The 20957-nt window shown below is 44.8% G+C and carries 17 protein-coding genes; 14 read left to right on the forward strand and 3 right to left on the reverse strand.

What is annotated here, in order from left to right; translation table 11 throughout:
* Positions 1 to 147: 147 nt before the first annotated feature.
* Together VK097_RS03860 and VK097_RS03865 are read right to left on the reverse strand one after the other, a co-directional pair.
* Positions 148 to 594: a flavodoxin domain-containing protein gene (locus VK097_RS03860; RefSeq protein ID WP_324210486.1), complete on the reverse strand. Its 447-nt coding sequence runs from the start codon at positions 592 to 594 to the stop codon at positions 148 to 150.
* Positions 595 to 701: 107 nt separating this feature from the next.
* Positions 702 to 1115 carry a hypothetical protein gene (locus VK097_RS03865; RefSeq protein ID WP_324210487.1) on the reverse strand — a complete coding sequence of 138 codons (414 nt, stop codon included), beginning with the start codon at positions 1113 to 1115 and terminating at the stop codon, positions 702 to 704.
* A 294-nt stretch (positions 1116 to 1409) separates the two neighbouring features.
* On the opposite strand from VK097_RS03865, the gene VK097_RS03870 reads away from it, so the two are divergent.
* The 3 genes from VK097_RS03870 to VK097_RS03880 all read left to right on the forward strand — a co-directional run bounded on the left by VK097_RS03870 (position 1410) and on the right by VK097_RS03880 (position 5896).
* Positions 1410 to 2747, forward strand: coding sequence for an aminotransferase family protein (locus VK097_RS03870; protein ID WP_324210488.1), 1338 nt, complete (start codon positions 1410 to 1412; stop codon positions 2745 to 2747).
* Between the two features lie 147 nt (positions 2748 to 2894).
* Positions 2895 to 4301 carry an APC family permease gene (locus tag VK097_RS03875; protein ID WP_324210489.1) on the forward strand — a complete coding sequence of 469 codons (1407 nt, stop codon included), beginning with the start codon at positions 2895 to 2897 and terminating at the stop codon, positions 4299 to 4301.
* A 407-nt stretch (positions 4302 to 4708) separates the two neighbouring features.
* Positions 4709 to 5896: a M24 family metallopeptidase gene (locus tag VK097_RS03880; protein WP_324210490.1), complete on the forward strand. Its 1188-nt coding sequence runs from the start codon at positions 4709 to 4711 to the stop codon at positions 5894 to 5896.
* 301 nt (positions 5897 to 6197) lie between these two features.
* Here the strand turns inward: VK097_RS03880 and VK097_RS03885 are convergent, their stop codons facing one another.
* The gene (locus VK097_RS03885) at positions 6198 to 7184 is read right to left on the reverse strand and encodes a 2-hydroxyacid dehydrogenase (protein ID WP_324210491.1); all 987 of its coding nucleotides are present in this window, start codon (positions 7182 to 7184) and stop codon (positions 6198 to 6200) included.
* 434 nt (positions 7185 to 7618) lie between these two features.
* Here VK097_RS03885 and VK097_RS03890 point away from each other — a divergent pair, with 434 nt between their 5' ends.
* The 11 genes from VK097_RS03890 to VK097_RS03940 all read left to right on the forward strand — a co-directional run.
* Positions 7619 to 8290 (forward strand): GntR family transcriptional regulator, encoded by a 672-nt coding sequence (locus VK097_RS03890; protein ID WP_324210492.1) that lies wholly within the window; start codon positions 7619 to 7621, stop codon positions 8288 to 8290.
* A 13-nt stretch (positions 8291 to 8303) separates the two neighbouring features.
* The gene (gene gabT / locus VK097_RS03895; RefSeq protein WP_324210493.1) at positions 8304 to 9656 is read left to right on the forward strand and encodes a 4-aminobutyrate--2-oxoglutarate transaminase; all 1353 of its coding nucleotides are present in this window, start codon (positions 8304 to 8306) and stop codon (positions 9654 to 9656) included.
* Between the two features lie 42 nt (positions 9657 to 9698).
* The gene (locus tag VK097_RS03900) at positions 9699 to 11141 is read left to right on the forward strand and encodes an NAD-dependent succinate-semialdehyde dehydrogenase (protein WP_324210494.1); all 1443 of its coding nucleotides are present in this window, start codon (positions 9699 to 9701) and stop codon (positions 11139 to 11141) included.
* Between the two features lie 24 nt (positions 11142 to 11165).
* Positions 11166 to 11549: a RidA family protein gene (locus VK097_RS03905; RefSeq protein WP_324210495.1), complete on the forward strand. Its 384-nt coding sequence runs from the start codon at positions 11166 to 11168 to the stop codon at positions 11547 to 11549.
* Between the two features lie 109 nt (positions 11550 to 11658).
* Positions 11659 to 12873 carry a M20 metallopeptidase family protein gene (locus VK097_RS03910; RefSeq protein WP_324210496.1) on the forward strand — a complete coding sequence of 405 codons (1215 nt, stop codon included), beginning with the start codon at positions 11659 to 11661 and terminating at the stop codon, positions 12871 to 12873.
* 207 nt (positions 12874 to 13080) lie between these two features.
* On the forward strand, positions 13081 to 14070 hold the full coding sequence (gene eutB / locus VK097_RS03915) for a hydroxyectoine utilization dehydratase EutB (RefSeq protein ID WP_324210497.1): 990 nt from the start codon (positions 13081 to 13083) through the stop codon (positions 14068 to 14070).
* A 120-nt stretch (positions 14071 to 14190) separates the two neighbouring features.
* A complete protein-coding gene (gene dat, locus VK097_RS03920; protein WP_324210498.1) occupies positions 14191 to 15045 on the forward strand; it encodes a D-amino-acid transaminase in 855 nt (284 codons plus the stop codon).
* A gap of 71 nt (positions 15046 to 15116) precedes the next feature.
* Positions 15117 to 16250: an alanine racemase gene (gene alr, locus VK097_RS03925; RefSeq protein WP_324210499.1), complete on the forward strand. Its 1134-nt coding sequence runs from the start codon at positions 15117 to 15119 to the stop codon at positions 16248 to 16250.
* Positions 16251 to 16307: 57 nt separating this feature from the next.
* Positions 16308 to 17855, forward strand: coding sequence for a Na+/H+ antiporter NhaC family protein (locus tag VK097_RS03930; protein ID WP_324210500.1), 1548 nt, complete (start codon positions 16308 to 16310; stop codon positions 17853 to 17855).
* Positions 17856 to 18063: 208 nt separating this feature from the next.
* A complete protein-coding gene (locus VK097_RS03935; RefSeq protein WP_324210501.1) occupies positions 18064 to 18894 on the forward strand; it encodes an aldo/keto reductase in 831 nt (276 codons plus the stop codon).
* 534 nt (positions 18895 to 19428) lie between these two features.
* A partial coding sequence (locus tag VK097_RS03940) for an AbgT family transporter (RefSeq protein ID WP_324210502.1) occupies positions 19429 to 20957 on the forward strand: 1529 nt, incomplete at its 3' end.

The following is a 20957-nucleotide window of genomic DNA, read 5'->3' on the forward strand; positions in this document are numbered from 1 at the left end:
GATTTAACTGTGAACAATGCGGAGGAGAGATGTATCCAGCATATTATAAAGGTATACATGGACAGGAATACAGATTATCGGACATCCTCTAACGAAGTTAGGAAGAAAAGGACCGGGCCGCACTTTGCCCGGTTTTTCTTAGGTTTATTAGGTTTCAAGATTCAACACGGCGTCTGCAAGCGATTTGCCGTATTCGATGTCTTTGTCATCAGGCTCGAGCTCAAATTTAAACTTTTCTTCGTATACGGTTGCGCCCCGTTCTTTTGCTTTAGCAGCAAGTGTGTCAATCGCCGGTCCATATATATCGTAATAGGTGTCACATGATCCGAATACACCAACTGTTTTGCCGGTGAGATCAATTTCGTCCATATCGAAATAAAAATCTTCTACCTCGAACGGAATGTCGTCATCCCACGAATACGATCCAAATAGGATGCTGTCAAATTCCTCCAGGCGCGATACATCAATTGGATCGAGGTCAAACGAATTATGTGCCACCTCATGTCCGTTTTCTTTCAAGTGTTCGGTCATGGATTCTGCCATTATTTCTGTACTTCCTGTCAGACTTGCGTACAAGACCAGAACTTTAGCCATTTGAAATCATCTCCTTCAACATACTGACCTGCTACTATTATAGCGTCTAATGAAAATTACTTTCAATTAAAACATGTCATATTTTTGAATTGTTTACGAGTATCATCCTATTTGGCCGATTGCTGAAATTCTCTGAGGAATGCCATATCAATCATATCACCTTTTATTTCATAGTACTTATAACTGATTAACACTTTGTCACCGAAGACGACCAAAAAATCGGTTTTCTCATTTTCATACAGATAAATCATGCTGGCACTCATTGGAAGTTCGGCGGGTTCATCACCCCGAATTCGCTTATAGTCTTTACTCTTGAAATATTGCATGAATTCCTCTATTTTCTCCGAATCGGTGGTTGTTGTGTAATTGCTGTCGTCCGGCATGGATAGCTTGAGCTTCGTTATATTCCCCGGATCAACTGCCAGTGTATCTGTAAATTTCTCTGATCCCCAATCAGCCTGCATGAGATAGGATAACAATTCAATCGTTAAAATTATCGTGATAAATGCAATTTTCTTCATAATGGTTCACATCCAGAGTAAAAATTTATCCTTATTTTCAGTATAATTTAAGCTGGCTATTTTTTCTGTGATGCAGGTCAATTTTTATGATCTTCACTAACTTTTTCGTTGAATCCTTGGGAATATTTTGATATATTAGTTAATACTCAAATAGCTAATTAACTGCCAAATCTAATTGACTTTGCTGATGAAGCAAAGCAGTGACTTAGATTTAAACCAGTTATATTAACGGGTGTATGAAGCATATACCTGTTTCATATAGCTGGTTTTTTATTTCGAAATAGGAGGATTGAAATGAAAAATTTAAGCGAACTCGACAAAAAGCATTTTATTCACCCGACTTCATCAATCCAGCAGCAGCAGGAAAATGGCCCGAAAGTGATTATGGAAAAGGGTGACGGGATTTTTTTAACTGACAATAATGGAAACGCATACATGGATGCGATGTCATCTTTATGGAATGTCAATATCGGACATGGCCGGAAAGAACTGGCGGATGCAGCCGCACAGCAAATGGAAAAGCTGGCATTCAGTTCTGCCTTTTCCACATTCAGTCACGAACCTGCCATTCGGCTCGCTGAGAAGATTGCATCTATCGCCCCGTCCGGATTAAATGCTGTTTTCTTCACATCCGGCGGTTCCGAATCCAATGACTCGGCCATTAAACTTACCCGTCATTATTGGAAAATACAAGGTCAGCCTGATCGCAGAAAAATCATTGGACTGAAACGGGCATACCATGGTGTGGCAGCGGCGTCGACAAGTGCAACAGGAATTCCAGAATTCTGGGGAATGGCCGGACATATGGTGACAGATTTTACACATGCCGATACACCATATGGAACGGGAACAGAAAAAGCTATCAAATCATTGCGACTGACGATTGAAGCGGAAGGCGCCGAAAAGGTAGCGGCTGTTATGGCAGAACCGATCCAAGGGGCAGGCGGGGTATTGATTCCTCCTGAGGATTATTTGCAGAAAGTGCGTGCGTTGTGTGATGAATACGGTATTTTATTCATTGCGGATGAGGTGATTACAGGTTTTGGCCGGACAGGCAAAATGTTCGGGCTGGAAAACTGGGGTGTCACGCCTGACTTGATGACATTTGCCAAAGGGGTGACAAGTGGTTACCTGCCGCTTGGAGGTGTCATTGTCTCAGATCATATCCATGAGGTGCTGAAGGAAAAATCAGCCGGCACATTATTCCATGGGTTTACTTATAGCGGTCATCCAACAGCAGCATCTGTGGCGCTCGAAAATATTGACATTATCGAACAGGAAGATCTTGTAGAGAATGCCAGAAATATGGGTGAAGAGATGTTAAAAGGCTTTCAGCAGATAAAAGCGGATTTGGATATTATCGGTGATGTCAGATCTGTAGGGCTTTTAGGGGCAGTAGAGCTAATGCAGGATCCTGATTCGAATCAGAACTTTTCACCTGATTTGCAGGCAGCACCGAAAGTTATCGAAGCGTTATTCCAACGGGGTGTAATTTGCCGTCCGGTCAGATTTGACGGGACAGATATTATTTGTTTTGCACCGCCAATTGTAATCAACCGATCTGAAGTCAAGCAAATGGTGGAAAAATTTCATGATGCTGTTTCGGCGATGCGGAAGCAGCTGGTTTTTTAGAAGACAGTTCGCGCGGAAAGCGGCAAGTTTTGCGCGATAGTACCGCTGATATTGTTCAGCAGCAGCGTGCGTTCTGCAATGTGATAAAAAATTAGACACGTAACTCAAACTTATACTTTAAATCATGATTGTCAAGGAGGGAGAGAAATGAGTGAACAGAAGTTTTTAAAGATTTTGGGGAATAGGGATGTGATTGCGCTTGCATTTGGTGCCATGATCGGCTGGGGCTGGGTTGTAACCACCGGCTTATGGATAACCGAGGCGGGCTCGCTTGGAGCTATTCTGGCATTTTTAATTGGCGGATTTCTTGTTGTGGTTGTCGGGCTGACATATGCTGAATTAGCATCAGCGCTTCCACTGGCCGGCGGTGAATTTGTATTTACATTTAAGTCGATGGGAAGAACCGCTTCCTTTGTCACAACATGGGCAATTATACTGGGGTATGTATCGGTTGTCGCCTTTGAAGCGGTCGCATTGCCAACAGTGTTTGAATACCTGATTCCGAATTACACCCAGGGTTATTTGTATACAATAGCGGGCTGGGATGTCACGATTACCTGGGCAGGGATAGGTATGGTTGGTTCTGTGCTCGTTGCATGGGTGAATTACCGTGGAATTAAGCTTACATCTGCTATCACGTTTGTTCTGACAATGCTCATTCTAGGTGCTGGTGTCATGTTGATTACAGGAAGCACGGTCAGCGGCAATGTCCAAAATATGGAACCTTTATTTGATCAAGGAGCAGCTGGACTTTTGTCAGTGGTTATTATGACGCCTTTTATGTTCGTCGGCTTTGATGTCATTCCTCAGGCGTCTGAAGAAATTAATCTGTCCCAGAGGAAAATCGGACAATTGCTGATTGCATCAGTTCTGCTCGCTGTACTTTGGTATATTGCTGTTATTTTCGGTGTGTCCCGGATGCTGAACCCAAGTGAACTTAGTGAATCAAATCTGGTGACAGCAGATGCAATGGCCAAAGCGTTCGGTGACAGTCGCATGATGGGAAATATCCTTGTCCTTGGGGGGATTGGAGGTATTTTAACAAGCTGGTTCGGGTTTTATGTAGGCGGCAGTCGTGCGATATATGCCCTTGCCAGAGCAGGCATGCTGCCAAAATCATTGGGGGATCTGCACCCAAAATACAATACACCCCATAAAGCGATCCTATTGATTGCTGTTTTGTCCACTGCTGCACCGTTATTGGGCCGTCCGGCTCTTGAATGGTTGGTGAATGCGGGTGGACTCGGACTTGTTGTGGCATGGCTGATGGTAGCCATTTCATTCATCATTTTGCGTAAAAAGAATCCAGAAATGAAACGTCCATTCAAACTCACAGGAGGTACGATAATCGGCTGGATTGCCATTGTCATGTCGATCGGTGTTGCTATCCTGTATATGCCCGGTATGCCGTCAGCGCTTATCTGGCCGTATGAATGGGCAATTGTTGGCCTTTGGATTATATTAGGCTTTGTCTTGTATAAAGTATCGCTGTCAAAATACGGTAAGGAATATGCAGATAAACATATGGAAAATGAGATTGATCGCGTCATTTAAGGATAACCAAGTGATTGTTCAAGAACGGAAACAATGCTCTCGGAAAGGAGACAGTGTTTCCGATTCTTTATTTTTGGGAACCGGAAAATAGGTTTCTATCCCGTTATGGAAACAGATTGTTGCTTAGAGCGGTGATTTACGACTTATTAAACATTTCATCCCGCTGTAATATTTCAAAATGTTGAACTAATAATTGACACTTTAAAATTTACTGAATATAATGTAATTAAGAAACCAATTGTCGACAATCGACAAAGTAGTCCAATTGTACTAGTATTACCCTTTTAAACACAGCTTTTTTCAGCCAGGCATTATCAGTACATCACAGAAGTAAGCACACCATAATAAATCTGATAAGTAAGCGTTCTCATTTATTTTTAGCAAGTACGATGGGGGAGGGGATATCTGTGCTAACATTTCCGATTTCAGAGTTTCATGAACGGATTAACCAAACAAAGCGGCGGATGGCTGATGCCGGGGTCGATCTGCTGATGGTGACGGACCCGGCTAATATGAACTATTTGACCGGTTATGATGCATGGTCATTTTATGTTCACCAAATGCTCATTGTTATCATTGATGATGATCAGCCAGTCTGGATTGGCCGTGATCAGGATGCGAATGCTGCCCTCTATACCACATGGCTTGACGAAGACCACATCATCCCTTATGGTGACCATTATGTTCAATCGTCAGTCAGGCATCCAATGGACTTTATAACCGATCTTCTGAGAGAAAAAAACTGTGATCATAAAACAATTGCCGTGGAAATGGATGCTTACTATTTTACGGCAAAAAGCTATATGCAATTAACGAAAGGATTGCCGAATGCCACTTTTAAAGACGGTACGAATATGGTCAATTGGGTGCGCATTATCAAATCCGACAGGGAGATTTCATATCTTAAACAGGCTGCCAGAATTTCTGAGAAAGCGATGCAGGTCGCATTTGATACAATAGAAGAAGGAGTTAGGGAATGTGATGTTGTTGCCGAAATATCACACGCACAAATAAGCGGTACAGAGGATTTTGGCGGTGACTACCCGTCAATTGTTCCGTTGCTTCCGACAGGTGAAAAGACGTCCGCATCGCATTTGACCTGGACAGATGACAGATTCCAGCAGGGTGATCCGGTCATTATCGAATTGGCCGGCTGTTTCCGGCGCTATCATTCACCGCTGGCAAGGACAGCCGTGATCGGCAGACCTTCAGAGCAGATGGAATATGTGTCCGATGTCGTACTTGAAGGGATTAACACAACGCTGGATTCGGTCAAACCGGGCATTACCTGTGAAGAACTTGAAAGCGTCTGGCGCAGTGTAATTGAAAAAAGCGGCATCAAAAAAGAATCCCGGATGGGCTATTCAGTGGGACTCAATTATCCGCCGGACTGGGGCGAGCATACAGCAAGTCTGAGACCTCAGGATCGTACTGTTCTCGAGCCGAACATGACATTTCATCTGATACCTGGAATTTGGATGGAAAATATGGGCGTTGAAATCAGCGAATCGTTCCGGGTAACCGAAACAGGTGTTGAAATTCTCGCTGATTTTCCTCGCGAACTGATGGTAAAGCCGAATATCCGGCTGGCCTGAGGTTAAGTAAAGGGAAACTTCAATCAGCGGGATGGTTTTCCCCACTGATTGTTAGAAAAGGGGCTGGGACATAGCTAAAACATTTAACATTAAAGACGAATGATAACTGGAATATTTAAGTGAAATGTATGGGGAAATCTTAACCATCGCTGCGGAAAAATGCTTCGCTGGTTTAGTTGGAAACGAATTATATTATAAAAAGAACAATCCGAACTGATTCAAAATCTAACTGAAGAATTTTGAACCATCGTTCGGATTTTTCTTTGATTCATTACTTTTGTCTCAGCCTCCGTTTTAATCATTATTCATTTTCATTGAAGGCTTCAGGGTTAACGAGGTTTGGCGGCCTTTCTCCCCTAAGACCAGCTTCAAGGTTTTCTCCGGCGAGTTTTGACATACTCAGCTCTGTCTCGTGTGTGGATGATCCGATATGTGGTGTGGTCACCACATTTTTCATGGTTAATAGCGGATTATCAGAGGCGACTGGTTCTTGTTCATATACGTCAAGACCGGCAGAGGCGATCTCACCGTTCTCGAGTGCTTCAATCAGATCCTGCTCCACCACTGTTTTGCCGCGGGAGCCGTTGATGAAAATAGCTGAACTCTTCATCTTTTGAAATTCACGCTTTCCAATCATACCCTCGGTTTCCGGTGTCAGCGGGGTGATCATAACAACATAATCGGATTCCTCAAGTAATGCATCAAGCTCCCGGTATCCGGCATCGAATGTTTTCTCGGCGTCAGGTTTGCGATTGCGGCTGTGGTATAGAATATCCATGTCAAAACCGAAATGGCCACGCTGCGCGATGGCTTTGCCGATCCGTCCCATGCCAATAATGCCAAGTGTTTTATGATGGATATTAATGCCATAGCATTCCTCTCCAATTGCTTCTGCCTGCCATTCGCCATTCTTGACAAAATGGTCCAATTCCGGGATGCGTCTGGCTGTAGCAGCCAGAATGCCGAACACCGCATCTGCTACCGTATCGGTCAGGATGCCGGGTGTATTGGTGCCCATAATATTTCGTTTGTTCATTTCGCCCAGGTCTAGGTTATTGTAGCCGACAGACACATTGCTGATAATTTTCAGGTTCGGTGCATTGTCCAGCAGTTCGGCGTCTATTGGTGTGCCGAGTCCGATGATTCCTTCAGATTCACTTAAATGCCCCAGAAATTCCGGATCATTTTTTGTGTCGACGTTTTTAAAAAAACGAACGTCATATTTTTCTTTTAAGTCATCCAAAACCGGTTGTTCCACACGATTATACGCAACGATTTTTTTCTTCAAATTGACTACCTCCATTTCGCACTGTCGTATAGGCTCTTTCTAAGGCTGTTTTCTAAAAGCTTGCTGATATTAACGCTAGATACATAAACTGCGACATAGTGTCAGGGGTGATTTCCGCTTCAGGCAGTTGCTTTTCCCGCAGGAGTCAACTGTCCTCAGCAGTAATCAACGCCATGTCAGCGCAGGAAAAACGGGGGGAGGCTCATCAGCCACCCGAGCAGTTTATATCAATTACCAGGCTTAAAGAGCAACAAATTTTACAAAAAGAGCCTTTCTTTAAAAATAGACGCAAATGAACTTCAAGTCAATGAATTTGAAATTGATAAAAAATTCAGTTGACAATGACATCAGTCTAACTTAAGATGAAGGTAAGATGTTCTTTGTCGACAATCGACATAAAACAATTAGACATTTACAGAAAGGGGCATGTGGTTTTGCAGCCTAATAATAGCGTTATTATGCAAAAACCATTAAGCGAGCTGATTTCGGACCAGCTGAAGCAGAAAATATGGAACGAAGAAATTCAGTTTGGTGAGCGGCTGCTGGAGACAGAGTTTGCGGAACATTATGATGTCAGCCGCAGTACCATCAGAGAGGCTCTTAAAATTCTGGAAAGTGAAGAGCTCGTCGTCAGTCAGGCGAGAAAAGGAACTTATGTCGCTGATTTCACCGACAAGGATGTCAACGAAATGATTGAACTACGCACATTGGTCGAATCACATGCATTTATGCAAGCGATGCCGCGGCTTGAGGCTGAGCACATACAAAAATTGGAGGAAATCGTGGGGTGGATGAAACTTAGGGCAGATGAAAAGGACTGGAATGGATTGTTCGATCTTGATATGCAATTTCATAGTTATGTTGTGGGTCTTTGCGGGAATGCAAGAATTATAAAGATCTATGATTCCCTTCAAGTGCAAATCAGGACATTTCTTATGCATCTTGACAGGTACTATTCAAGCCCTCAGGCATTTTATGATGAACACACGCAATTGCTTGAAGCATTAGTCTCAAACGATGTGCATACAGTGAATGGAAGAGTCAGGGAGCACATTGAATATGTCGAGACAAAGCTGCTTGGGCAAAATAATGATATAAAAATATGAGGAGGTCTACTATATGAATAGGCAATTTGCTAATGTCAAAACCGAACTGCCAGGTCCAAAGGCGAAGGAATTGCTTGAGCGGAGGCACAATGTGGTTCCGGACGGTGTCAGCTACGGTGCACCAACATTTGTGGAGTCAGCAAAAGGTGCACTGCTGAAAGATGTTGACGGCAACGAGTTTATTGATTTTGCTGGTGCCATCGGTGTCAATAATGTCGGTCACAGCCATGATGCTGTTGTAAGCGCTTTACAGGATCAGGTCGACAAGTATATTCATACCGGTTTCAATGTCATGATGTATGATCCGTACATTCAATTCGCGGAGAAACTCGCTGAACTTGCACCGGGCAGTTTTGATAAGAAAGTCATGTTTCTGAACAGCGGGGCGGAGGCAAACGAAAATGCCATCAAGGTTGCTCGTAAATATACAAAACGTCAGGCTGTCGTTTCATTTACCGGCGGGTTTCACGGACGTACATTGATGACCATGTCGATGACAGGCAAAGTGAAGCCGTATAAATTTGAGTACGGTCCATTTGCCCCTGAAATATATCATGCGCCATTTCCGTACAATTACCGGCGTCCGGAGTCAATGGACGAAGACAATTATGCAGAGTATCTCTTGAAACAAGTGGAAAATTTCTTTATTACGGAAGTGGATCCGAGCCAGGTTGCTGCGTTCATTATGGAACCGGTTCAAGGCGAAAGCGGTTTTATTATCCCGAATAAAAAATTCGTTCAAGGGGTATATGAATTATGCAAGCAGCATGGCATCTTGTTTATCGCAGACGAAATCCAGACAGGCTTTGGACGTACCGGAAAATACTTTGCGATGGAACATTACGGGGTAGAACCGGACTTGGTTACAGTTTCCAAATCGATGGCTGCCGGATTGCCGATCAGCGGTGTTATCGGCCGAAAAGAAGTCATGGATGGCGCTGGATCCGGTGAATTGGGCGGCACATATTGTGGAAGCCCGCTTGGCTGTCGTGCAGGTCTGGCAGTGCTTGAAATTATGGAAAACGAAAAACTGAATGATCGTGCGGTGGACATCGGTGAAAAGGTTATGGGTAAATTCAGTAAAATGTATGGCCGTTTTGATGAAATAGGTGACTATCGCGGACTTGGTGCCATGTGCGCACTGGAGTTTGTTAAGGACCGTAACAGCAAAGAACCGGATAAAGAATTGGCTCCCCGGGTGTTAAAGGAAGCACGTGAGCGCGGTTTGATTGCACTGAAAGCCGGTGTCTATGATAACGTGGTCCGTCTCTTGATGCCGCTTGTGATCACAGATGAACAGCTTGAGGAAGGTCTGGATATTCTTGAAGAGGCTATCGAAGCTGCTGTTGTTGGTGCTAAAGTATAAGAATCATAGCCTGCTAATTTTTTAGATGGGAGTGACGTATAAATGGCAGTAAAAACAGATAACTATCTAATGAGTATTAATGGTGAATGGGTTGGCAGCGAACTTGATACGCTTAATGTAGTTAATCCGGCAAACGGCGAGATGGTCGGAACAGTTCCGAACGGCGGCGAGAAGGAAGCGGAACAAGCCGTGGATGCAGCATATGAGGCATTCGAGTCATGGTCTGAACTGACGGCCCACGACCGTGCGGGTTACCTTAAAAAATTGAATCAGCTGATGCTGGAAAATCAGGAAGATCTTGCTCAAATGATGACCATTGAAATGGGCAAACCGATTAATGAATCAAGGGGAGAAGTCAAATACGCAGCATCCTTTATTGAGTGGTTTGCAGAAGAAGGCAAGCGTGTCGATGGTGAGATCATTCCGACACATGCAGCAGGAAAACGCCTGCAAGTTTGGAAAAAGCCTGTCGGTGTTGCGGCAGCGATTACACCGTGGAATTTTCCGGTGGCCATGCTGACTCGTAAGATGGGTCCGGCACTTGCATCCGGCTGTACATTTATCATGAAACCATCCAGCGAAAGCCCGCTGACTGCGGTTAAACTGATGGAGCTGTGTGAACAGGCCGGTTTTCCAAAAGGGGTCGTCAACCTTGTGACAGGGTCTTCCTCTAAAATTGCCAAAGTCGTTATGGAAAATAGCAAGGTCCGCAAAGTGACATTCACCGGATCTACCGAAGTCGGCAAGACACTGATCCGTCAAAGCGCCGATCAGGTGAAAAAATTGTCACTGGAACTTGGCGGTCATGCGCCGCTTGTCGTTCTTGATGATGCAGATGTTGACCTGGCTGTAAAAGGCACGGTAGCATCCAAGTTTAGAAATGCCGGTCAGACATGTATTTGTGCCAACCGGATTTATGTGCAGGAAGGCGTCTACGATGAATATGTTGAGAAGCTGACAAAGGCTGTAAACGAATTGAAAGTCGGTGACGGCACTGATGAAGCCAATGATATTGGTCCATTGATCAATCAGGATGGTTTGGATAAAGTCAAGCGCCATGTCGAGGACGCTACTTCCAAGGGTGCAGCTATTACGACCGGCGGGGAAGCCGTTACGGATAATGACGGTCTATTTTACCAGCCAACTGTCCTTAAAGATGTCAATCAATCGATGGTGGTCATGCAGGAAGAAACATTCGGTCCTGTAACACCTGTTGAGAAAATCTCATCTGACGAAGAAGCGGTCAAATTATCAAATGATACGCCGTATGGATTAGCGGCATATGTGTTTACGAGCAATGTTGCCCGCGGCTATCAATTGATTGAAAAACTCGATTTTGGAATTGTCGGCTGGAATGAGGGTGGCCCTTCTGCTGCACAAGTACCGTTCGGCGGCATGAAAGAAAGCGGTATCGGCAGAGAAGGCGGTCACGAAGGCATAGAGGAATTTGTTGAATCACAATATGTTGCGATTGGCATGGGTTAAAACCGCAGAAAGGACTGTTGCCATGTGAAAGAGGTCATCGAAACGTTGAACGCTCCGAAGCCGGGCGGCCCTTATTCACAGGGCGTAAAGACCGAATCGTTTATCTTTGTTTCCGGTCAGGATGGCCTGAAGCCTAACGATGAATCTCCCGGTGCTTCGATTGCGCAACAAACTGCTGCCAGTCTGGATAATATCAATAATATACTGGCAGAAAAGAATGCCGGCTTGTCAGATCTGGTCTATGTGACCTGTCATTTATCCAATTTGAATGAAGAAACGGTCCGGGAATTCAACAAAGTCTATGAATCTTATTTCGGGGATATGGAAGTAAAACCGGCACGTATAACAATTGGCAGCCAGCTCCTTGAAACAGATGTAGAAATTACAGCGATTGCTTCTGTCAGCTGATGTGACTGCAGAACAAAATATCGAATGAAACAATTGGAATCGGCAAAATAGCCGATTCCATCTCATCTGATTCAATTGTTTAATAGATGACGCGGCAGGGGGGATTAAATTGTCTCTGACATTTAACGATATTCAAACAAGGGCACAGAGGATGTTTGAACAGTTAACAGAGTGGCGGCAGTATTTTCATAAATTTCCGGAATTAAGTTTTGAGGAAGTGAAAACGTCACGTTTTATTGCTGAAGCTCTGAAAAAGATCCCAGACATGCAGGTGGAGACTGAAATGGGCTATTCTACAGCTGTAGTAGGAACGCTCTCATCCGGAACCGGTCCGACGGTTGCAGTTCGGGCGGATATGGACGCCCTGCCGATCCAGGAAGAGAATCAATTCCATTATAAGTCGGTCCATGACGGTGTTATGCATGCATGCGGCCATGATGCCCATTCGGCAATCGGATTGGGTGTTGCCAGCTTAATTGGCGATTTGTTTCAAATTGGCGAAATGAAAGGTACGGTAAAATTTCTGTTCCAACCCGCCGAGGAAATGGCAAATGCTTATGGATCGACAGGGGCGCCTTATATGATTGAAGCGGGCGCTTTGGAGGATGCTGATTATGTGCTTGCGCTTCACATGAGCCCTGAAGATCAAGTGGGTGAGGTTAAGGTTCATGATGGCTACAGCATGGCAAATGTCGATGTTTTTGAAGCGGTGGTTACTGGAAGCGGCGGACATGGCGCCTATCCGCATCTGGGTAATGATCCGGTCTGGATGCTCGGTCCGGTGCTGCAGGCGCTGCATGGGATTGTTGCCCGCCGGGTGTCTCCGCTTGAATCGGCAGTCATAAGTGTTGGCAGCATTCAAAGCGGATCCGCCAGCAATGTGATTCCTTCTGAAGTTCATGTTAGAGGCACCGTCCGAAGTTATCAGCCGGACGTAAGGGAACTGCTGCACAATGAATTGGAAAAAGCTTTTTCCGTGGTCAAACCGCTGGATGGCGACTATCAATTAACGATAAAGCCTGAAGACCCCGCCCTGTATAATGACGCGGGGGTGAATCAAACAATTAGGCATACAATAAAAGATCTTTATCCTGATTTTGAAATTCTTGATCAGCCTTTTGGATTAGGAGGCGAGGATTTTGCCCATATGACCCGAACGGTCCCGGGTGCAATGTTTTTTCTGGGCTGTGCTTTAGGTGATGAGCAAACCCGTGATCTGCATACACCGCATTTCGATATTGATGAAAATGCCCTGCCGGTTGGTGTTTCTATATTGACAGAAGCAGCACGGCGATTTTTGAATGAAAAGGGAGTTGCAGAATAGGCAGCAGGATGTCGGGGCAACTGAAATTCGCGCAACGGCAGCCAAATTTCGCGCGACAGCACCGGAAATTCGCGTGACAGTACCCAAATCTCGTGCGAGGGCACCAGAAATTCGCGCAACAAGGAGTACAATGCGTGCAAAAAGCACCCTGCTTGTGCGACGCAACCGTAATTGATAACCCTTGGCAGATACAAAAGGGGGTATAGCATGACAGCAAAATCAGTCACCCAGCACGACGTCTGGGCAGCAAAGCAGCGCATCTCGCCGATTCTATCTAAATCCCCATTAATCTATTCTGACAAACTTTCAGAATATGTGGGGGCACCTATCCATTTAAAATTGGAAAATCTTAATGTCAGCAATTCGTTCAAAATCAGGGGAGCGGCAAACAAGATTCTTAGTTTGTCGCCTGAAGAGCAAGAGCACGGTGTGACAACATTTTCGACAGGTAACTATGGGATGAGTGTTGCTTACATCGCTAAACAGCTTGGTATGAAAGCAATCATTTGCATCTCCAGCCGGGTGCCAAAAGCGAAAGTGGATGCATTAAAAAGTTCTGGTGCTCAAATCGAAATACATGGTGAATCACAAGATGAGGCAGAACAGCGCAGTTATCAGCTGGAAAAAGAACACGGTCTCACGGTTGTTCATCCATTTGACGACCCGCATATCATCGCCGGTCAGGGGACAATCGGGCTTGAATTGCTGGAAGATCTTCCTGATATCGATACAGTTGTCGCAGGGCTTTCCGGGGGCGGCCTTCATTCAGGATTGGGGGTCGCTTTGAAATCTGCCGACCCGGCTATTCAGGTTCTTGGAGTTTCCACAGACAGAGGACCTGCTATGTATGAAAGTATCCAACAGGGAAAGCCGGTTGCAGTGGAAGAGCAGGATACTCTCGCTGACAGTCTGCTGGGCGGGATTGGACTGAACAATCGCTATACATTTGAGATGGTGCAGCAATATGTGGACGATATACAACTGCTTGATGATGACCAAATTGCACAGGGGATGGCCTTCATGCTCGATAAACATAGGATGATAGTTGAAGGTGCGGCAGCTTCCGGTATTGGAGCGATTTTAAATAACCGCATCAAACCCGGGTTCCGGACTGTTGTTGTCATCAGTGGATGCAGTGTTGATACAGAAACAATGCTCGATGTCATGGAAAGATATTCTGATGCGATCCCGAAATAGTTGTTCTGGCATGTAACGGACAATCATCTTCCACTTAATCGGAGATACTGTTGCTCATCATTTACTGCTATTCAGAGGAGGAAAGTTGTTAAGTCGTACTAAATATAAGGAGGTATTCATATGAGTAAGATGTTATACAATGACCAGATCATGGAACGGGATAACATTGTCGATATTGAAGACCGCGGTTATCAGTTCGGTGATGGCATTTATGAAGTTATTGGTGTCTATGACGGCGAGCCGCTGATGATGGATGAACACATGGAGCGGCTGGAAAGAAGTGCTCGTGAATTGCGGCTGACACTACCGGATTCAACCCAAAAATTAAAAAGCAATCTCGTAAAGCTTGTGGAAGCAAACGGGCTGGAAGAAGGCATTATATATATGCAGGTTTCACGCGGCATTGCTTCACGCGAACATGGTTTTCCGAATCCTGAAACACCTGCTGTAACAGTTGCCTATACACGTGAGGAAGAACGTGAATCGGATGTTGAGGATCAGGGAAGGGCGGCAATTCTTGCAGAGGATATCCGCTGGCTGCGCTGTGACATTAAGACACTCAACCTTCTTCCCAACGTCATGGCCAAACAAAAAGCAGTTGAGAACAACGCCGTTGAAGCTATTTTACATCGCGGTGATACCGTCACAGAAGCAAGTGCATCGAATGTTTTTATGGTTAAAGATGGTGAACTGTATACGCACCCGGCTGACAACTATATTTTAAATGGCATCACCAGAAGAAAAATCATCCAATTGTGCGATGAACTGAATATAAACGTCAATGAACAAACGTATACAGTCGATGATTTGCTGAATGCAGATGAAGTATTTATATCCGCGACAAAACTCGATATCATCCCGATTTTAAAAATCGATGATCAAACAATCGGCAGCGGGAAACCGGGCAGGATAACAAAACAAATCCTGCAGTCATTCCGGTCACTGTATGAGGAAGGTATCAGAAACAAAGCCTGACAGGAGGGGGCGGAACCTCTGGTCGTCCGCTCAGATCGTATGTGTATGATACTTTAAAGGGGGGCTGTCTTTTGTCACATCCGTCAACATTAACAGCCTATGGTCCGACTGTAGCTGAGGTGGACCTGGGGGTATTTCGGGAAAACGTCAGGACATTAAAGGGTTTTGCACAAAACAGTAGGCTCATGGCTGTGATTAAAACAAATGCCTACGGACACGGCGTCGTGCCTGTCGGGCAAGCAGCCGTTCAGGCTGGTGCGGACCGTCTTGGTGTGACAATGGTTGAAGAAGGTGCGCAGCTTCGGGCGAACGGCATTGATGTCCCCATTCACATTTTAAGTTCCATCATGAGCTGGCAGGCAGCGGATACTGTTGCATATGATCTGACTGCTTCAATATCTTCACTTGAACTGGCAAGCGCCCTGAGCAAGGAAGCTGTGGCACAGAATAAAACTGTTTCGGCCCACCTGAAAATCAATACCGGCCTTCATCGATTTGGTATCGATCCGGATCGGGCTATAGAATTTTGCCAGTCATGTTATGAATTGCCCGGACTGCAATGGGAGGGGATTTACACTCATTTCTCCAGTGCTGATGAGGGCGAGTGGGAGATAACTGAAGATCAGTTTGCTTTATTTATGGACACGATAAAAAAACTAAAGAAGCATGGCTATCATTTTCCTGTTCGGCACGCCGGAGGGTCAACAATTGCAATTGAACGAAAGGATATGCATCTCGATATGGTCAGGCCGGGCATTGCTTTATTTGGCTATCCTCCCGAACGTCGGCAGGATAACATGATTCCACTGAAACCGGTCATGTCCCTGAGATCACGTATCCTGCATGTGCGTGAGCTTCCCCCGGGGACGCCTGTCGGATACGGAGGCAGCTATGTGACAAAAGGCCATGAAAAAGTAGCCGTCATACCAATCGGACATGGTGATGGCTACCACCGGGCTCTCTCCAATAACGGACAAATGCTTGTGCAGGGCAAGCGTGTTGAAATCATCGGTGAAGTATCACTTGATCAAACGATAATTGATGTGACACATATTGCGGATGCAGCTGATGGTGATGAAGTGATCCTCATGGGAAGCCAGGCAGGTGACGCCATTTCTGCACGTGAAATAGCCGGGTGGATGGACAGCATCGTTGATGAAGTGCTGGCAGGTCTGAAAGAAAGAGTTGAAAGAATCTATAAATAAGTATACAATGAATGAAATCTGAAAATTAAATCAATACAGACAAAGGGGAAAGAGAATATGGACTTTCTATCTGTCATCCCGCCGATTGTCGCGGTGGTATTGGCTATTGTTACAAAGCGTGTCCTGCTCTCATTGTTTATCAGTATTTGGGTAGGCGGTCTGATTGTGGCAAGCGGCAACCCGTTTGCTGCGGTTGGCGTGACCTTCACGTGGATCAAAGATGTTATGATTGACCCATGGAACGCACGTTTCCTTGTGATGACGGCACTGCTTGGCTGCGGGGCTGCATTTATGTTTAAGACCGGGGGCTCACAGGGACTGATTAATGTACTTGAAAAGAAATTAACCACCAAGAAACGAGTCCAGTTTTTATCATATTTTCTGGGTCTTATTATTTTCTTCAATGATTATGTCAATTCGGTCATTGTGGGAAACGCTTCAAAGGATATCTCTGCAAAACATAAAATCTCAAGGGAAAAACTATCATATGTTCTTGACTCGACCGCTGCGCCTATTGCAACGATTGGGCCTGTTTCAGACTGGATCGGCTTTCAGGTATCACTGATCGCCGGAGCGTTTGCCAGTATCAGCATCGTTGGATTGGAGCCGTATTTTGCATTCCTGCAGTCGATCCCATGGAATTTCTATGCCATACTTTGTCTGCTGGCTGTGCCGATGATTATTGCAGGCAAAGACTTCGGTCCGATGGCTAAAGCCGAAGAACGTGCCCAAAAAACAGGCCATCTCATTCCGGAGGGTTCAACACCACTATCGTCGGTCGACCAGGACTTGGGCGAACCTTATAAAAAAGACGGCAGTGTCTGGAACTTTGTTTTGCCACTGGTTACACTTATTTCGGTCAGTATTTGGGCATTATGGTATACAGGCGGCGGTGCAGAGGGCAATTCAATTATGGATGCACTTGCCAATACCGATGTGTCGATTGCACTGTCATGGGGCGCATTCGCCATGACTGCGATGGGGCTGGTCCAGGCATTGTTTCAAGGCATGAGCCTGCGGGAATGTGAAGATACGCTGCTCGGCGGTATCAGAACGATGCTCCCGGCACTGGTTATTATCCTGCTTGCGTGGTCAATCGGTAAGGTCACTTCAGACCTCGGCACTGCTGAATTTGTTGTCGGTGCCACGGAAGGGTGGATGACGGCAGCACTGTTGCCATTCCTGATTTTCATCATTGCCATGTTCATCTCGTTTGCTACCGGTACTTCATGGGGTACTATGTCGATTTTGACACCAATTGCTATCCCGCTTGCGTTTACATTTGGCGGGGAAGAACTTATTCCGATTGCCATTGGGGCTATTTTCGCCGGATCGATATTCGGTGACCACGTATCGCCAATTTCGGATACAACGGTTATGGCTTCCATATTTGCCGAATCAGATCATATCGCCCACGTCAACACCCAGGCGCCATACGCGCTGGTCCCGGCCGGGATTTCCGGTGTATTATATTTACTCTATTCCGTTGTTGGAAGCAGTATTATATTATTAATAGCCGGTATTGCTATTCAATTCTTCCTGCTGCGTTATTTGGGCAACCGGCATGCGAAAAAATATGCTGATGCCGACAGCAGTATTGCATAGTAGATTTACCGGAGTTAAAACCAAACAACCTGCTGTTAAACCTGTATTCCTGTCTGGGAATGCAGGTTTTATAGTAGTATACAATAAGCGGTATTTATGGTGGCTGAACCATCACTGTATCTGGAATCAGTTTTTTTGTCTGGCAAAAGGGGAATTTTGTATAATGGACGAATGATTAATACACCACATAGTAATGGAGGGAAACGACATGATTGAACAACTTCAGGATACGGTTACCTTAAACAACGGCGTCAAAATGCCGGGATTTGGACTCGGCGTTTACAAAGTAGAAGATGGTGATGTGACTGTTAAATCTGTAAAAGCGGCTTTGAAAAACGGTTATCGAAGCATTGATACCGCATCGTTTTATGAAAATGAAAAAGGTGTCGGACAAGGCATAAAGGAATCCGGTGTGCCACGGGATGACATCTTTGTTACATCAAAAGTCTGGAATGATCAGCAGGGCTATGAAAATACACTCGCGGCTTTTGAGGCAAGTCTTGAAAAACTTGGGTTGGACTATCTCGACTTATATTTGATTCATTGGCCTGTTAAAGGAAAATATAAAGAAACATGGAAGGCGATGGAAAAATTATATGAGGAAGGTAAAGTCCGCGCAATTGGTGTCAGCAATTTTCATGTGCACCATCTGCAGGATCTGATGAATGACAGCTACGTAAAACCTGTCATCAATCAGGTGGAATATCACCCGCACCTGACACAGGAAGAATTGAAGGCATTTTGCGAACAGGAGAACATACAGCTTGAGGCGTGGTCCCCGCTAAAAAAGGGGAGGCTGATGGATGAACCGGTGATTGCGGAACTTGCCGAGAAATACGGGAAAACATCTGCACAGATCATATTGCGCTGGGATGTGCAAAATGATGTTATTACAATTCCGAAGTCTACACATGAACACCGGATAAAGGAAAATGCTGATATTTTTGATTTCAAATTGACGGATGATGAAATGAAGCGGATTAGCAGTCTTAATCAGGATGACCGTACAGGCAAAAACCCGGACAGTTTTGATGAATAAAGGAAGCTTGGGCACAAGCAATACGTAAACTTTAAAGACGAAAGATAACGCTGGATTAGGTAAAAATTCATTATACAATAAAAGAAAGGCCTTTTTGTGAATTTTTTTGCTCCTCGAAGCTGATACGGGAAAGCAGCTGCCCGGAGCAAAAATCAACCCCTGTCCCTACGTCGCATTATAAGGATTTTGTGTCAAAAACAACAATCTTGTAGAACAAAGCGAAAAGAAAAATCCGAACTGATTTGCTATCTAATTGATAGATTTTGAATCATAGTTCGGATTTTGCTTTGATTTTTATTCTTTTGTCTCAGCCTCATTCTTTTTTATTCTCGAATGATAGTTAGCATAACCTTCCACTTTAGTACTCATATTAATATTCTTCCTAAAGAAAAACTTCTTAACTATTTTACTATTGCCACTTATCGTTTCTGTATTTCAATTAATAAAAAATCACTTTATAATGTAACGTGGGCCGGAAAACGCTTGCAATACTTCAATTCTATCAACAAACAAACCAGGGGAGAGAATATTAAAATGGAAACTCATAGAAAAGGCATCTTTCAGCGCTTTCTGGATGGGGTTGAGTGGCTGGGGAATAAATTGCCGCACCCGATTACATTATTTGCCATTTTAGCCGGACTTGTGCTTGTGCTGTCCGCCGCTTTGCAGCCTTTGGGAATCAGTGTTGAACACCCGGGTGAAGAGGGCAAAATGGTGGAAATTAATAACTTGCTGAACGCTGAAGGATTAAAGTATATTTTTGGAAGTATGACTGATAACTTCATCGGTTTCGCACCGCTTGGTGTTGTGCTTGTCACGATGCTTGGTATTGGTGTAGCAGAACGTACCGGGCTGATCAGTGCATTGTTGCGTGGCTTTGTATTATCAGTGCCGACACGTTTTATTACACTTGGACTGGTTTTTGCCGGTGTTATGTCCAGTGTGGCATCCGATGCGGGCTACGTTGTTTTGCCGCCCCTCGGAGCGCTGATTTTCGCAGCGATGGGACGACATCCTTTAGCCGGTCTGGCAGCAGCATTTGCCGGTGTATCCGCCGGTTTCAGTGCGAACCTGTTACTTTCCGGGACAGACGTTATGCTTGGTGAATTGACAATTGCTGCTGCATCAACGATTGATCCAGCCTATGCCGAAACGATGAATATTGCGATGAACTGGTTTTTCATTGCAGTTTCTGTATTCCTGCTGACGATTATTGGCACGTGGGTAACTGAACGTGTCGTTGTGCCGCGTTTGGGCGAATATAAAGGTGAAGATGCCGAAGAGTCGATACATGATGACGGCCTTGAAGGACTTAAATCAGCTGAAAAGAAAGGAATTATCTGGGCTGCGATTTCATTGATTGTCGGTCTTGTATTGACAGCGTTGCTTGTGCTGCCGGAGAATGCACCATTACGAGGCACTGAAGGCAATTACATGGACCAGATCATTCAGTCGCCGTTTATGGATTCGCTAGTGCCGATTATTGCGATTTTGTTCTTCATACCAGGCCTTGTTTATGGAATGGTTACGAAAAACATCCGGAATGATAAAGATGTTGCAGCACAAATGTCTGATACAATGGCATCGATGGGAATGTTTATCGTTCTGGCCTTTACGGCGGGTCAATTTGTTGCATACTTCAATGAGTCCAATATGGGTATGGTGCTTGGTGTATATGGTGCAGAATTCCTTGACGGTATCAATTTGACGGGAATTCCGCTGATCTTGATGTTTGTTCTGATAACCGGATTTATTAACTTGTTTATCGGAAGTGCATCCGCTAAATGGGCCATGATGGCACCAATCTTCGTGCCGATTATGATGCAGCTCGGCTACTCGCCTGAGTTGACACAGATGGCCTACCGTGTAGCGGATTCATCGACTAACATTATTACACCGTTAATGACATACTTTGCGATTATCATTGCGTTTGCACAAAAATATGATAAGAAAATGGGAATTGGCACGATGATTTCCGTTATGCTGCCATATTCCATATACTTCCTTATCGGATGGACAATCATGCTGGTTGTATGGATGCTGCTTGGTATTCCGCTCGGACC

The organism is Lentibacillus sp. (assembly GCF_035301675.1).
Lineage (GTDB): Bacteria > Bacillota > Bacilli > Bacillales > Amphibacillaceae > Lentibacillus.